Raw genomic sequence first — 14,414 nt, 5'->3', positions numbered from 1 at the left:
TTTTAACAGGGTTGTACCGGGTTTATTAATACATTGTGATTGTCTTGTCTGTAATCGAAAACTTGGTTTGGTTGATGGAACTAAGGAGTTTCATCACATCTTCAATACGGTCTGTTTTCCTGATGGTAGCCGAAAAATGAAGATGGCTCAGATCCCGTTTTCCTGTTTTCAGCACGTAGTTATAATTATTAAACAGGATAGCCTGCAAGCTTGCAAAGTCAACATAGTCAAGCATAATAGCGCCAGACCGCCACGAACTGACCGCACTCCCGTCCCTGGTGGATTTTATAGATTTATTCACCAGCAGTTTATACTGTATCTCCTCGTTGGGAGTTAAAAATCCAATCACCTCTTTTCCGCGGTTTACGCCCACCTTACCGGTTGCTACAGATATCCTCACACATTTAGAAAAGTTGTAAGCATCTATGTTAAAAGAAGTGCCCAATACCTCTGTGCTCAGGCCTTTGCTGTGCACAATAAAAGGCCGGTTGGTTTCATGCGCTACCTCGAAGAATGCTTCTCCTTCCAACAGTGTTACCTCCCTTGTTTTCTCTGAGAACTGTTTCGGGTAACTGAACTTTGTAGCCGCGTTCAACCATATTTTAGTGCCGTCTGCCAGCTCCACCAGTTTCATTTTCCCTTCAGCTACCTCAATGATATTTACTGCAGTGGAGTCCATAATAGCTGCCATCTCCTGCTTGCTGCCCCGCATCGTAAAGAAAAAGGTCAGTCCTGATGCCATTAAAACAAGCGCTGCTGCAGCTGCTACTTTTATCCTGTTACCGCTTTTTTTAACCGGTATTTTCTGCGGCTGTACATTCAATTGATGATGTATACCCTTTAGAATAGCGCGGTGAGCTTCTTCCTCTTCCTTTTCATTAGAGAAGGCAAATGGAGTATTGTGACTGGTATCATAAGATGAATACCAGGCCTCTACCTGTGCGCTTTCTTCCGGAGATAGCGTACCATTTAAATACTGACCAAGCAGCTCTCTGAATTTTTTTTCGTTTAGATCCACGAGTTTGCCTTTATACTATATACCTCTCCAAAAACAGGATGAAGTACCATAGGGCCAGTACGAGATAACAATTCCTTAATGTAGCCCTCAGAGGATATTAGCGTTCTCAAGGGATTGTCTCAACCTCTTAAGCGCCATGGAGATTTGATTTTTAACGGTTTGGGAGGAGATGGAAAGCTGTCTGGCAATTTCATCATTGGGGAGATAGTACTTCCTGCTCATCAGGAACACTTCTTTCATTTTACCTGGTAAATTATCGATCTCATTATTTAAAAATGCTTCAAGATCTTTGGTGAGCAGAAGATCCGTATCGTTCCTCTCTTTTATAAAATCAATTTCGCTGATATCGGTTAACGATAAATGTGAATTACTTTTATTCTTATAAATTGCATCTATCACTTTATACTTTAGCGATTTGAAGAGGTATGGGCGAAGTGATATATTTTCATCAAAGTTTGCTGCATTATTCCAGACGGAGATAAAAATTTCCTGGATAATGTCCTGTACATCGTCTTTCGAAAGCAACCTTTTATATGCGGTATCATAAAGTTCCTTGCAATAACGGGAATAGAGCTCGTTAAAGGCAAGGATGTTTTGGTTTTTGAGCAACGAGATCAGGATCTTTTCCGAAAAAGTTCTCACACTTTACTTGGTTTAGAGGATGTATGCAAACATAACCCCGGGCGGTTACGTTGAAGTGAAAGTTATATTAAAATAATGTTAACAATGTTCATATGCCAGTCCCAGACTGGGTTTCAGGATACTGGTCGATTTTCCGGGGGAATACCGCTCCCTGTCTCCGGAGGGGAAGATAATTAGCTGATTTGTACTGGTTTTGACAAGTATTTCGCATATTTTCGTTCAAATCAGAAGACAAAGCCTATATGAAAGGATACACTTTATTATTTCTTTTATTCGCATCTTTTTCCGGGTATGCCCAGGGAACTATCAATAACTACAAATACGTGCTGGTACCTGAAAGGTTCAATTTCTCCAAAGAAGACAACCAGTACGGGTTAAACACCGTGGCTAAATCGCTGCTTGAGGAAAAAGGATTCACCGTTTATTTCGACAATTCTGAAATACCGAAAGAGATAGCCGGCAACAGGTGTAATGCGCTCAACACCGAGGTAGTGCAGAAAAAAGGGTTGTTTGTTACCAATCTCACCCTTTTACTGAAGGATTGCAAGGGCAATATCATCTTCAAAAGTAAAGAAGGTAAAAGCAGGGAAAAAGAGTTCGCTCCCGCCTATAACCTTGCCCTGAGAGATGCCTTTACCTCGCTGAATGATGTTCCGTATTCGTATGACGGAACGGCCATCGCCGAGCCACAGCAAGTGGCAGCACCCGCTGCTGCAGCCCCGGCGCCGCCTCCTCCACCTGCTACTGCAACACCGGTACCGGAAGCTAAAGAAGCTGCAGGTACATTGTATGCACAGGCAACAGCCAATGGGTACCAGCTAATTGATACCAGCCCGAAAATAGTTTTAACACTGCTGAAAACCTCAGTAGCAGAATATTTCATTGCCAATAATGGCGTATCTAACGGAATAGTGCTGAAGAAGAACGGGGATTGGTATTTTGAGTATTATAAAGATAATAAGCTGGTTGCGGAGAAGTTGTTGATTAAATTTTAAATACTGCTTTTTAGTATACAGGTAGCTGTCAGCGGTACTGGAAACAAACAATAAAAAGGTTTCCTGTACCGCTGTTTTTTTACTCCTCTTTTTCTGTAAGTTCAATCTTCCTTCCATCAGGATCCTGTACAACTGCTGTATATCCCCATTCTGTATGTGCAGGCTCAGAAATTATTTTAACCTCCTTTTTAATATAAACGAAATTTCATGGAAGTTGCTGTTGTATGATATATTCTTCACCAATACTATGTCAATTTTACCTGTAACTTTTCTTTCCTCACCTCATAGGCTATTTTAACAAACGTTATGGAAAACAGCCTGTTAAAATCCAAGCAGCATTTTGAGGTACTGGATGGTTTGAGAGGGCTTGCAGCCCTTTCCATTGTAGTGTTCCACCTGTATGAATTCATCACTCCTGATTACACTAAAAGCCCTATTGGGCATGGTTACCTGGCAGTGGATTTCTTCTTTTGCCTATCCCAAATCCGCCATAGAGGAGGTCATTAAAGGCATCAAGGCTGTTTCCCAACTGCCAGTTCTCCCCGCTCATGAATACCCTGTTTATTTCCCTGTAAAAGGAAGGGATATCGATGATCACATCTCCGTTAATAATTATTTGTTTCTCCATGCATATTTTCCTTTTATCTTTTATAAAGATAAGGGAAAGAATGGCTGTCCCGGGGGTTGGTACCTGCCAGGGGCCGGCATTGGAAATCATTATTGTTGAGAAGTATGGAACGGGTATCCGACACATATTGTATACCGGTTTATGGAATTTTCCTCCCGTTGCATCTTTTCCTGAAAACACAGGGCTTTGCTATTATTTTACCTGGGCTGTGGCAGCATTTTCTTACTGGCATTTATCCTGCTGAGTGATGTTAAGGGAATCAACACCGCTGCCAACCGCTGGATGGGAATTTTCTATCTTTTTGCAGGCTTTGCCATGCTGGGGTTTATTGCCGGCCAAACCAATACCGGCAATGAATGGCCATTCCTGGTCCCGGTAATGGAATCGACCCGGTTTGCCATGGCGCCGGCGCTTTATTTTGCCATCCTCCATTACACCAATATCCACTATCGTTTCCGGAAAAATGACCTGCTTCACTTTATCCCTGCATTACTTTTCCTTCCCATACTCTTTGGGGCAAGCCGATACCTGCCGCCATGGATGGGTATCGTAGTAGGACTAAGTATAAAATTGCAGATCATCCTGTACTGGATTTCCGGCTACCTGCAACTCCGGAAACATGGGCAACACATCACAAATTTCACCGCAAATACCGGCCCTTCGGATCTTTCCTGGCTAAAAAACCTGATGTTGCTCACCGGTATCATGATCATTAACCAGCTATTATCTTCATTCTTCCGGTATGCTGCCGGCGCCTCTTTTTCTTATGTTATTTACCTGGCAGCCATTTATCTCTCCTGCTATTATGCGCTCAAACAAGACAATATATTTCCACCGCTAACTACGCCGGAGCCACTCTCTGCCGATACCTGTACCGGACCACCACGGCTACACGAAAATGAAACAGCAGCACTGAAAGCACAACTGGATAAACTGATGCGGGATGAAAAACTATATACGGACCAGGAGCTTTCATTGCCGCAGCTGGCTGAAAAACTGGACCTGTCGCTACACGAATTATCCTGGTTGCTAAACAAGGAAATAGGAAAAAACTTCTATCAATATATCAATTACTTCCGGATTGAACAGGCAAAAGAATTGCTGCAATCTCCCCGGCACCTGCATTTAAGCATACTAGCCATCGGCTTTGATGCAGGCTTCAATTCCAAAACAACTTTCAATAGTACATTCAAAAAAATGGTGGGTATGACACCCCGGGAATTCAGGGATTTAGTGGTACGGATGGATGCAGGCGGGCAGTAAAACCCTCTACCGTAGCTAGTATTGCAAAAAACGCAATACTATGAAGCAACTAAAATTTGGACCGGCTATGCTGGCTGCCACACTCACCGGATTCATCGCCTGTTTTGTTTTATACCGCATGCTGGCCCGTTACGCATCAGGCTGGGCGCCTGCCCCGTTCATATGGCTCCTGTCTTTCCTGATGCTGCCGGGCGCTCTTTCTTATGCAATCATTTATTATTTCCGGTACCGGAAGTCTGACAACAACATCAGCGGGATACTAAGCACTTTTAATGTCATCATCACCTTCCTGCTGGCGTTTGACCTCTACTCCTTCGGCTGGCAAAAGATCTTCCATCTCCAGATGGTAGTACCTCTTGGAATACTTGATCTGCCGTTTAACAGTCTTGACGGAGAAACCCTCACCTGGGCATATTTCAGAAGATCTTACCCGTTTACAGTTACCATTGCCCTTGCGCAGATATCGGGCTCCATCATGCTGCTATTCAAACGTACCCGTTTGCTGGGACTGATTATGCTGGTGCCGGTGCTGCTTAATATCATCCTTATCGACATATACTATCATCTCCATACATGGGTATTAGTGCACGCTATTGTGCTCATGTCCGGGATTATCTACCTGTTATACCAGTATAAAACAGCGTTAACAGAGTTCTTCTTTCACATCTCGCCTGATATATTAAAATGGAATACAGGGAAAAAAACACACCGGGCTGCCGGCATCATCATCCTGCTGCTTCCGCTTATCCTCCTGCTTACCTATCATTATCCTGATAAGCATCCGCAGTTTACCGGCAAATACAAGGTCGGTGATCTTTATATTAATAACAGGCCGCAACAAGCCGGCAACTACAGGGACAGTGTGCTCACTACTATATACATGGATCTGCAGGATGATATGGTGCTGGAGTTCAATCACTATAACAACAGGTATATAGGCACCTACCATTATGATCCGCAAACACAACGTATCAGTACTCAATGGCGATATCCCAAAAAATTCAATCTCCGGTTTGACGGTACTTTAATGCCTGCGGACCATAGTCATAACCTCCGGTTTAAAGGAATGCTGGGAGAAGATAGTGTGCAAATGCAGCTTATCTATGTGCCGGAGCCGCGTTAAACAAGCATAAAGGCGCACAGGATATCCTTGTGCGCCTCCCCTGTCTAAAAATCAGTGAAAAGTATAAATCTTCCCCTAAGATGTAAAAGCCGGTGCCTGTAAACAACCCGAATTTTGTGTTCATAAAACCGAATATTATGAGCACAGACAATCAAAAAGTTGCCCTTATCACCGGTGGAAGCCAGGGCATAGGCAAAAGTATAGCACTGAACGCAGCCAAGCGTGGCATAGGTGTAATACTAACGTATAACAGTCACCCGGAAGCAGGAACAGCAGTAGCCAATGAGATCAAGGCAAATGGCGGTAAAGCCGTTGCCCTGAAATGGGACTCCGCAGATGTAGCCTCCTTCAGCGATTTTGCCAGCCAGGTACAGCAGGCGCTTAAAAATGAATGGAACCGGGATAACTTCGACTACCTTGTAAACAATGCAGGAATAGCCCAACGCACACTTATCAGGGATACCACCGAAGAGATCTTTGATCAATTGGTGAATGTAAACTTCAAAGGGGTGTTTTTCCTTTCACAAAAGCTGATCCCGCTGATAGCCGATGGCGGGCAGATCATAAATATTTCCTCCGGGCTGGCACGGTTCGCGTTTCCGGGCGTGGCAGTGTATGGGGCGCTCAAAGCTGCCGTGGAAGCGTTAACCAGGTACTTCGCCAAAGAGTACGCCGACAGGAAGATCCGCGTTAATACGGTAGCGCCTGGTGCTATTGATACGGAATTTGGAGGAGGAAAAGGCGACGAGAGCCATCGCCGGCAAATTGCTGATATGACAGCTCTCGGCCGCCTCGGGGAGGCAGACGATATCGGTCTTTTTGTGGCCTCCCTCCTTTCAGACGACAGCCGTTTCGTGAATGCACAACGTATCGAGGTTAGCGGCGGCATCGTTATATGATCGGCTACCGGATGCACGGCTTTTCAAAAAGCGTTAATTTAACATAGCAAACCCACTTACTAAACATGAAATACATAGATATTCCATCCATTTCAGCATTGCATGAGTTCTTTCACTGTGAGAAGCCGGTGCATCCGTTGATCAGTATTGTTGACCTGGCTAAAATAGACCGCTCCCACAGGCAACCCGGCGATATATACAGGCTAAACCTCTATGCTGCTTCCTGCAAAATAATAAAGGGAAATTTCGGGTACGGCCGTACCAATTATGATTTCGCGGAAGGCTCCCTGATGTTTACCGCACCCCACCAGGCTTTGTCTCCCGATCCGGATATTAAAGTGATGGAAGGCTGGGGGCTATATATTCACCCCGATTTTTTAAATGCAGATGCAAGGGGACGTAAACTCACGGAGCTTTCCTTTTTTGGCTACGATGCCAATGAAGCACTGCATATCTCCGATGCGGAGAAAGTGATCTTGGAAGGATGTATCAGGAATATACAGCGGGAAATTGCCCTGAACCTCGACAAACATTCCTACCACCTGATTATTAGCAACCTGGAGTTATTTTTTGCTTATTGCACCCGCTTTTATGATAGGCAGTTCCTGACAAGAACAAAGCCCGGAAATGATATTGTACAGAAATTCGACAGGCTGCTATCAGATTATTTCAACCAGGAATCATTAATTGAAAATGGCTTGCCGGATGTAAAATATTTTGCATCACAACTTCACCTGTCTCCCAATTACCTGTCGGATCTGCTGAATAAATATACCGGCAACACCACGCAGGAACATATTTACTTCAAACTTATAGACAAAGCCAAAACATTGTTGTGGAGCACTGAAAAACCTATCAGTGAAATTGCTTATGACCTTGGCTTTGCACATCCTTCCCATTTCACAAAACTGTTTAAAAATAAAACAGGACTTTCACCCAGCCATTTCAGGAACCAGAATTAGCAGATCATCCATCGGCCTTTTCACCGGTATTACCGGGAAACAGCGTACCAAAAATCCGGTCCCATAGCACCGTATAAAAACCATAGTTATAATGGGGCAACTTATGATGATCATTATGAAACCTGGTGGTGCCCAGGAAGCCTGATTGCAATAAAACGGAGATTCTTTTTGGTAAGATCTCCTTGTCTAAATGACCTATGGTGCCCCAAAGTAAATTAATAAACAGGTAAATGGAGATAGCAGGATAAGAGAATGGATAAATAAAAAGCACCAAAACAAACAGGCCTCCAAAACCCAGCGCTTCTACAGGATGTAGTACAAATAAACTGATAGCGTTGGTGGATTCATGCTGATGATGCCGGAGATGAAAAAGCTTATAAAACAAGGGAAGATGAGCTACACGATGAAAAATATACATCAAAAAGTCCATGGCGATAACAAGAAAAATCACCTCCATAATGATCAAAAGTACATTGGTGCTATCGCCTACGCTCAGTATATCCCTTTGCCATAAGGAGTAGCCCACAATAAACACAAGGGCGTTACACCCCGTCACCAACACCGATAAACGAATATCCCCGCTGGTCACCTTCTGCAACCCACCCTGTAAAGGCGTATTCCGGCTAAACCGGCTGAACAGCATATAGCAGCCGACAGATAAAAAAAACAGGAACAGATTTATTACTATGCTGAGCAGTATAAGTTGTATGGCAGTTATCTGCTTTAATGCCTCCATTATATTCATACCGCTGCCTGAGTTTTATACCTGTTCCGGTACTCCACCGGCGTAGATCCTGTAATTCTCTTGAATATTGTCCTGAACGTTTTTAAATCGTTATATCCCACCCTATAGGTAATGGCGGCAATATTCGTTTCTCCATCTTCAAATGCCTTCTTGGCCGCTTCTACTTTTATCCGCTGAATAAACTCAATAGGGCTTAATGAGGTGGCGCTTTTAAACCGGCGGATAAAGTTGCGCTTGCTCATATTCACCTGCCGTGCAATCTGTTCTACAGAAAGATCTGTTTCAAACTTTTTCTCAATATAGCTTTGGGCTTTATGTATTTCATCATCACTGTGAAGGCGCCGGCCTGAAAAAATGGTGAAAATACTTTGTGAAGTTCTCCCGTAATCCAGGGCATAAAATTTACTTAATTCTATGGAGATGTCCTTGCCACAGTTTTTCTCTATAAAATACAACAAGGCATTTAATGAAGAAAACCCACCCCCACCGGTAACAATGGATGCTGAATAGGTAACAACATGATCGGCCTTAAAATCTATTAACGGGTATCTCTTCTGCAGGTCTTCTATGGCTCCCCAATGGGAAGTAGCCGGCATTCCGTTCAGTAAGCCACATTCTGCCAGGAAGTAAGCCCCGGTACAAAGGCTGATCACCTGCGCTTTTTCGTCGTATTTCTGCCTGATCCAGCTAATCAGCTTCGCGTTTTTGGAAAGTAATTCGTCGATATCACCCGGGCCTGTGCTCATAGGCGGAACGATCACAATATCTGTATCAAAATCATCCGATATGGTTTTGCTGCAATAAAACCGCACAGGTATCTCCCGCTGTGCATTTTTACCCCCTGCCCCAATCAGCTCCACCTGGAAAGGAGCGGGTCCGCCTCTTTTTACAACAGCTTCATTGGCGCTCATCAACAGCGCCGTGGTATTGGAAACTGCCGTTGGCAATACATCTTCATATATAATTATCGAAATATGCTTCATAACTGGTGCTGCATTGCTTCCTCAAAAATATACAAAAAAATGGCACAAAATGCACTGCTCAATGTCACGTTTGCACAGTGATGACCTTTCAGCCCCATCCTAATTTTACATCAGCAATCAAAAAAAAGTTATTATGAAAACAATATTCGATAACGCAACAAGAGAAGAAATCATCAGCAGGATTAACACATTGACCGGGAAACACACTGCGCAATGGGGTAAAATGAATGTTTATCAGATGACGAAACATTGCACTATATGGAACAACTGGATGTTAGGAAGAGGTCATACTACCTATACGCAAGGGCTCCTCGGAAGGGTCTTTGGTAAAATGGCCTTAAAAGGCATGGTAAACAACGACAGGCCAATGAAAAAAGGCATGCCCTCCGGCCCCGCTTTCCTTACCAAAGAAAAGACAGGAGACTTGGAACTGGAGAAAAGGATATGGGCAGAACAGGTAGCTGCATATGGGCACTATTCAAATCCAGGCTTTATCCACGATTTCTTCGGCAAAATGAAGGTGGATGAAATCGGTATTTTCGTATACAAACACTTTGATCATCATCTGCGGCAGTTTAATGCGTAAAGCGTACTTTGATTTACCACCTGTTAAGCAAACAGAACAATGCAAGAAAAATTACTTTCTTCATTTATCAGGGTTTAATTTTATAAGATGAACACAAAATAACGGTGCGATCCTCTCATACCAATACCGCAAAACATGGTATTTATTCTACCCCGGAACAGGTACAACAGCAGGCTTCCGGCCGGTTTGATACCGGCTGTTGGTAAAACACCGGTATCTATCCTTTGCCCTGCACTTTGATATTTACTAAAGAAAATAGAAGAGCTTACGTTGTATATCATCGAACAAAATAAAAGAAATGAAGCACTGGCTGCAAGATTAGCCGCCATTGAACAAACCTTAAATAAAAAGTAAAATGAAAAGGCTGCCTCATAAATAAGAGAGGCAGCCTTTACTATTCAATATCTCTGCTCCTGCTGCCCCACCACCACTTTAAACGTTCGCCTGAACCCTTTTCCTTCCAGCACCAGCACATAAACGCCACTTCCTGTTTTAGCAGCAAGCGTAAGCGGTTGCCGTACCTGTCCCTGCGATAGCATCCAGTACTGCACTACCCTCCCCTGCAAATCCACCAGGCTGGCCTGTACTTTCTGTTTCAATGCCTGCGGGCAAACTACGTAAATAAGAGCTGATGCGGGATTCGGATAAATGAAGGCATCGGTAACCACCGCAGGCTTATTACCCAGCTGCATATAACTTTCACTCAGCCCTGTGGTGTACCATCCTGCACCGTAGTTGCCTGTTGAACTGGTAACTGCATCAGCGGTATTATTATCGGTGGGTATTACATCATATGCACCCGTATAGGTAGTTGAAAATGCCAGCCTGTTTTGCGTCGCCCCATCACCTTCCCCATAGCCGATACTAATGCCTGTAAAGCCGGCCAGGCTGCCGCTGCGCACGGCGCAATGCCAGCGCCTTGAAGCAGACAAACTGCTCATACCTGTGCCCGGCGTACCGGCTGCATTGTCAATAGATACTACTACTGTTACTGCGCCACTAACAGATGATACCCCCGTTAACACCACTTTCCTGTATTGCTCCGCAGATCCGACAGGGAAAGTTTTGGTAACCGGCGTAGCGCCCGCGGTAAGCCCTACCCCACCATTCACGAAACTACTGCTACTACCCGGCGTTCCATTGTAGGAGGTATTGGTACAGATCAGTTTTTTGCCTGCCGGCAGATATATGATCCCATCTGTGAGTGTTATCGCTGCATTGCTTGATTTCAGGGTAAGACTGTCGCTGATCATCACACCATCGGGGTTGTTAACGGTGATATTGAACAGCGACCTTGAAACCGGGATCTCATGGCCTTCTGTTATCACCTGTGCAGGCGCATTTACATCGTGATTATACACCACGTATAATGCAGCCGTATTGCCCAATGTATAATCACTGCCAAGTGAAGCATGTTGCGAGCGCCTGATCTGGCAGTTAACTGAACTGGCGCTGCCGCCTACATTCGTGTTGTCCATAGTGAGATAGGTGCCGTTATAAAATACGCCACTGCTGAGCGTGAGCACCGAAGGAATACTGATGGGTGTTTGTAATACCACACCGGCGGGATTATTTATCGTAAGACTACGGATGATACCATTTGAGTAAGTCCCCGTGCCGCCAATAGTGGTGCTATCTGCCGCCTGACCCATGACCAGGATGGTGCTTGCTTTTGAGAAATCAGTAACCCCGTTGTTCAATAGGTTCCCGTTAACCGTAATGGTTCTGCCAACCGTACCATTCCTTGCATAAAAGGCGCCTCCGCTCTCCACAAGCAGGTCGCCTGTTGTGAAAGTGTTCGTGGTGGTAGTGTTAAAACCCAGTGTGCCGGCTATTTCCGTGCGCATTACCTTCACCGGCGTATTAATGGTAATGGTACTGCCTGCAATGATCACTGCGGTATCGGCATCCGCGGGCACTATGCCGCCCTGCCAGCTGGTAGCCAGCGACCAGCTGCCGCCGGTGGAAGTTGATCTTATCAGCCTACCAGTAGAAGAAGGGATTACCTTGAACGGCACACTTGCATTAGCGATCTTCCCGCGATGATCGTGTACATATACATACAACCGGTAGTTGCCTGATGCGGCAGGCGCCATAAAACGGGCGCTGTCTGCCTGCTGCGAAACAATTAATCCCGGAAGTGTTGGTAAACTGGCCCCAGGGTCTCCACCGGCCATAATGCTGTTTTCAGGGATGATCAGCCATTCGTAGCGCAACGAATCATTATCAGGGTCACTGGCACGCACCCGGCCGGTATTGATGGAATTCGCTTCCACAATAACGGTATCCTCTGCACGTTTGCCGTTGAAAAGCAATGAGTCCCTGGTGCGGATCACGGGCGCATGATTGGATGGATATGCCCCCGTCCATACGTACTGCATTTCATCGGCAGCACCAAAAGTCTCTCCCAGCCGGTTATACAAGCCAAACCAGGTAACTACGTCGCCGGATGATTGATACCCCCATACAAACACGAAACCACCCAGGCAATTATCAGGCGCATTCGCGGCAATATGATCAAGATACGACTGACGGTACACTACTGCCTTTTCCGTACTGGTTTGTTCCACCAAAGCGCCCCATGGCATCTTCCGCTTAGGCTCAGGATTCATCTGCCAGGTGCCTCTGGGCCCGAACTCTGTGATCATATAAGGCTTTGTCCAGCCAGCAGTTTGCAGGTTACCCAACACCCCGGGAAGATTAGGCGCATAGCTGTTAATGGAAAGTATGTCCAGCTCAGTAAACCGTTCTTTCAGCAACTGCATTTTCTTCAGATCAGAGTTTACAAATACAGCGGTAGTGAGGTGGTTGGTGTCTACCTCATGGATCATCCGTGCAATATCATTCAGCGCATCCCAGTAGGCAATGTTGTAGGCAGTGTCTAGCGGGTTGTAGTTAGCATCTGTTTCATTGCCGATAGCCCACATCAGCAGTGCAGGATAATCTTTATAGGCGAGCACCTGGCTCCGCATGTTTTCAAATTGTACACGCACAGCAGCAGTATCTGCATAATTCATTTCCTGTAATTTCTTCACACCCAAACCAAGGCAAACAGTGATGCCATGCGTGTTGGCACTGTCCAGCCAGGTACCGGTGGAATCATTGATACTGTAGGTACGGATGGTATTGCCCCCATAGGCAGATACCTGTAAATAAAAGTTATTGGTGGCCGCTCCCCTGATATGGTACGGCACACCACCGCGATAAAGGGTATATACCCCCGCGGAATTTGTCAACGTGGTTTTGATAGCCTGCGCAATTGCGTTGCCCGCAACCACAAGCATCATCATCATAAGTATCAATTTTTTCATAAGTGGAACGTGGTTTTAAAGTGTGAGTATATCTACCATTCCTCCAGGTAATCCAGGTCTTTATGAAATGTTTCCTGCATGCCGGTAAGCGACCAGAAAGCCAGCGCCAGGCATATCACACCCACACTGATACCGGCATGTATCAGGGAGCCGTTAAAAAGCAGTTGCATGAATTGAAACAGGAAAGTGAGCGGCACTACTGCGCCACGCACAAAATTGGGCACGGTGGTGGTCACCGTTGCGCGGATATTGGTACCGAATTGTTCGGTGGCAATGGTCATAAAAATCACCCAATAACCTACCGAGAACCCCAGTAGCGCGCATATCCAGTAAAAGAGCTGCAGGCTGATACCTGCTGCCAGGAAATAAATACTTACCGCCGCCATACAGCAAAACAGGTACACATACACCACCCTGATCCGGCTTTTCAGCAACTGGCTGAGGGCGCCGCTGAAAATATCTCCCACTACCAATCCACCGTAGCACCAGGCTACCGCAGCGCCGGCATTCACATTGCCTTCAATATGCAGTACTTTACCAAATTCCGGCGACAGCGTGATCAGTACTCCTACCACAAACCACAGCGGCACGCCAATGAGGATACAGCGCAGGTATTTAAAAAATCTCTTACCGTTGGTGAAAAGCGCCAGGAAATTTCCCCGGTTCTCCGATTGCTTCGCTGCGCCGAACATACCCGATTCTGCTACGCCAATACGTAGCAGCAGCAACAAAAGCCCCAGACCCCCACCAATAAAAAAAGTGGTTCTCCAGTTGAAATGCTGCGCTACAAAATAAGCTGCTACTGCGCCGCTGATACCAACGGCTGCTACAATGGTAGTGGCATAACCTCTTTTTTCTTTAGGCATTAATTCCGCGACCAGGGTAATACCGGCGCCCAGCTCACCAGCTAAACCAAGACCGGCAACAAAGCGCCATAACGCATACGCCCATACGCTGTTCACAAAACCATTGGCAATGTTGGCAACAGAATAAAGGAAAATAGACCCGAAAAGAACAGACAGCCGTCCTTTCCTGTCGCCCAGCACTCCCCACAAGATGCCGCCCAGCAACATACCGGTCATTTGTACATTGAGCAGTAAAATGCCCTTGTCTGTTACTTCCCGGCCACGCAGCCCGATCGATTCAAGACTGGGCACCCGTACAATGCTGAACAACAACAGGTCGTATATATCCACAAAATACCCGAGAGAGGCGACCACCACTGCGGCGAGTATGGCGCCTTTGTTTGACTGTTTCAT

13 protein-coding genes are annotated in these 14,414 nt (G+C 45.5%); 6 read left to right on the top strand and 7 right to left on the bottom strand.

Translation table 11 applies throughout. The annotated features are described in order from the left end of the window. Nucleotides 1–25 precede the first annotated feature (25 nt). The gene (locus FN124_RS26600; protein ID WP_142687820.1) at nt 26–1,018 is read right to left on the bottom strand and encodes a FecR domain-containing protein; all 993 of its coding nucleotides are present in this window, start codon (nt 1,016–1,018) and stop codon (nt 26–28) included. 87 nt (nt 1,019–1,105) lie between these two features. Then, nucleotides 1,106–1,660: an RNA polymerase sigma factor gene (locus FN124_RS26595; RefSeq protein ID WP_142687819.1), complete on the bottom strand. Its 555-nt coding sequence runs from the start codon at nt 1,658–1,660 to the stop codon at nt 1,106–1,108. Nucleotides 1,661–1,902: 242 nt separating this feature from the next. On the opposite strand from FN124_RS26595, the gene FN124_RS26590 reads away from it, so the two are divergent. Then, on the top strand, nt 1,903–2,655 hold the full coding sequence (locus FN124_RS26590; protein WP_142687818.1) for a hypothetical protein: 753 nt from the start codon (nt 1,903–1,905) through the stop codon (nt 2,653–2,655). Nucleotides 2,656–3,088: 433 nt separating this feature from the next. On the opposite strand, the gene FN124_RS26575 is transcribed toward FN124_RS26590, so the two are convergent. After that, a complete protein-coding gene (locus FN124_RS26575) occupies nt 3,089–3,283 on the bottom strand; it encodes a barstar family protein (RefSeq protein ID WP_221887917.1) in 195 nt (64 codons plus the stop codon). A gap of 186 nt (nt 3,284–3,469) precedes the next feature. Here FN124_RS26575 and FN124_RS26570 point away from each other — a divergent pair, with 186 nt between their 5' ends. From FN124_RS26570 to FN124_RS26555, 4 genes are all read left to right on the top strand, one after another. Beyond that, nucleotides 3,470–4,546 carry a helix-turn-helix domain-containing protein gene (locus FN124_RS26570; protein ID WP_142687817.1) on the top strand — a complete coding sequence of 359 codons (1,077 nt, stop codon included), beginning with the start codon at nt 3,470–3,472 and terminating at the stop codon, nt 4,544–4,546. A 40-nt stretch (nt 4,547–4,586) separates the two neighbouring features. Further along, nucleotides 4,587–5,669 (top strand): hypothetical protein, encoded by a 1,083-nt coding sequence (locus FN124_RS26565; RefSeq protein ID WP_142687816.1) that lies wholly within the window; start codon nt 4,587–4,589, stop codon nt 5,667–5,669. 137 nt (nt 5,670–5,806) lie between these two features. After that, nucleotides 5,807–6,568 carry an SDR family NAD(P)-dependent oxidoreductase gene (locus tag FN124_RS26560; protein WP_142687815.1) on the top strand — a complete coding sequence of 254 codons (762 nt, stop codon included), beginning with the start codon at nt 5,807–5,809 and terminating at the stop codon, nt 6,566–6,568. Nucleotides 6,569–6,633: 65 nt separating this feature from the next. Beyond that, nucleotides 6,634–7,530, top strand: coding sequence for a helix-turn-helix domain-containing protein (locus FN124_RS26555; protein WP_142687814.1), 897 nt, complete (start codon nt 6,634–6,636; stop codon nt 7,528–7,530). Nucleotides 7,531–7,534: 4 nt separating this feature from the next. On the opposite strand, the gene FN124_RS26550 is transcribed toward FN124_RS26555, so the two are convergent. Together FN124_RS26550 and FN124_RS26545 are read right to left on the bottom strand one after the other, a co-directional pair. Then, nucleotides 7,535–8,275, bottom strand: a complete 741-nt coding sequence (locus FN124_RS26550; RefSeq protein WP_142687813.1) for a sterol desaturase family protein — start codon at nt 8,273–8,275, stop codon at nt 7,535–7,537. After that, the gene (locus tag FN124_RS26545; protein ID WP_142687812.1) at nt 8,272–9,258 is read right to left on the bottom strand and encodes a GlxA family transcriptional regulator; all 987 of its coding nucleotides are present in this window, start codon (nt 9,256–9,258) and stop codon (nt 8,272–8,274) included. Before FN124_RS26545 ends, FN124_RS26550 begins: the two co-directional genes overlap by 4 nt. Nucleotides 9,259–9,391: 133 nt before the next feature. On the opposite strand from FN124_RS26545, the gene FN124_RS26540 reads away from it, so the two are divergent. Beyond that, a complete protein-coding gene (locus tag FN124_RS26540) occupies nt 9,392–9,844 on the top strand; it encodes a DUF1569 domain-containing protein (protein WP_142687811.1) in 453 nt (150 codons plus the stop codon). Nucleotides 9,845–10,242: 398 nt separating this feature from the next. Here the strand turns inward: FN124_RS26540 and FN124_RS26535 are convergent, their stop codons facing one another. Both FN124_RS26535 and FN124_RS26530 read right to left on the bottom strand, forming a co-directional pair. After that, nucleotides 10,243–13,155 carry a T9SS type A sorting domain-containing protein gene (locus FN124_RS26535; protein WP_142687810.1) on the bottom strand — a complete coding sequence of 971 codons (2,913 nt, stop codon included), beginning with the start codon at nt 13,153–13,155 and terminating at the stop codon, nt 10,243–10,245. A 32-nt stretch (nt 13,156–13,187) separates the two neighbouring features. Next, nucleotides 13,188–14,414, bottom strand: coding sequence for an MFS transporter (locus FN124_RS26530; protein WP_221887916.1), 1,227 nt, complete (start codon nt 14,412–14,414; stop codon nt 13,188–13,190).

It is taken from the genome of Chitinophaga polysaccharea (assembly GCF_902150045.1).
Taxonomy (GTDB): Bacteria; Bacteroidota; Bacteroidia; order Chitinophagales; family Chitinophagaceae; genus Chitinophaga; species Chitinophaga polysaccharea_A.
This window is presented reverse-complemented; position numbering and strand designations above follow the sequence as displayed.

Coding starts and splice junctions, on each gene's coding strand:
- FN124_RS26590 (WP_142687818.1), top strand. CDS start 1,903: ATGAAAGGATACACTTTATTATTTCTTTTATTCGCATCTTTTTCCGGG.
- FN124_RS26575 (WP_221887917.1), bottom strand. CDS start 3,283: ATGGAGAAACAAATAATTATTAACGGAGATGTGATCATCGATATCCCT.
- FN124_RS26565 (WP_142687816.1), top strand. CDS start 4,587: ATGAAGCAACTAAAATTTGGACCGGCTATGCTGGCTGCCACACTCACC.
- FN124_RS26560 (WP_142687815.1), top strand. CDS start 5,807: ATGAGCACAGACAATCAAAAAGTTGCCCTTATCACCGGTGGAAGCCAG.
- FN124_RS26555 (WP_142687814.1), top strand. CDS start 6,634: ATGAAATACATAGATATTCCATCCATTTCAGCATTGCATGAGTTCTTT.
- FN124_RS26550 (WP_142687813.1), bottom strand. CDS start 8,275: ATGAATATAATGGAGGCATTAAAGCAGATAACTGCCATACAACTTATA.
- FN124_RS26545 (WP_142687812.1), bottom strand. CDS start 9,258: ATGAAGCATATTTCGATAATTATATATGAAGATGTATTGCCAACGGCA.
- FN124_RS26540 (WP_142687811.1), top strand. CDS start 9,392: ATGAAAACAATATTCGATAACGCAACAAGAGAAGAAATCATCAGCAGG.
- FN124_RS26535 (WP_142687810.1), bottom strand. CDS start 13,155: ATGAAAAAATTGATACTTATGATGATGATGCTTGTGGTTGCGGGCAAC.
- FN124_RS26530 (WP_221887916.1), bottom strand. CDS start 14,414: ATGAAACAGTCAAACAAAGGCGCCATACTCGCCGCAGTGGTGGTCGCC.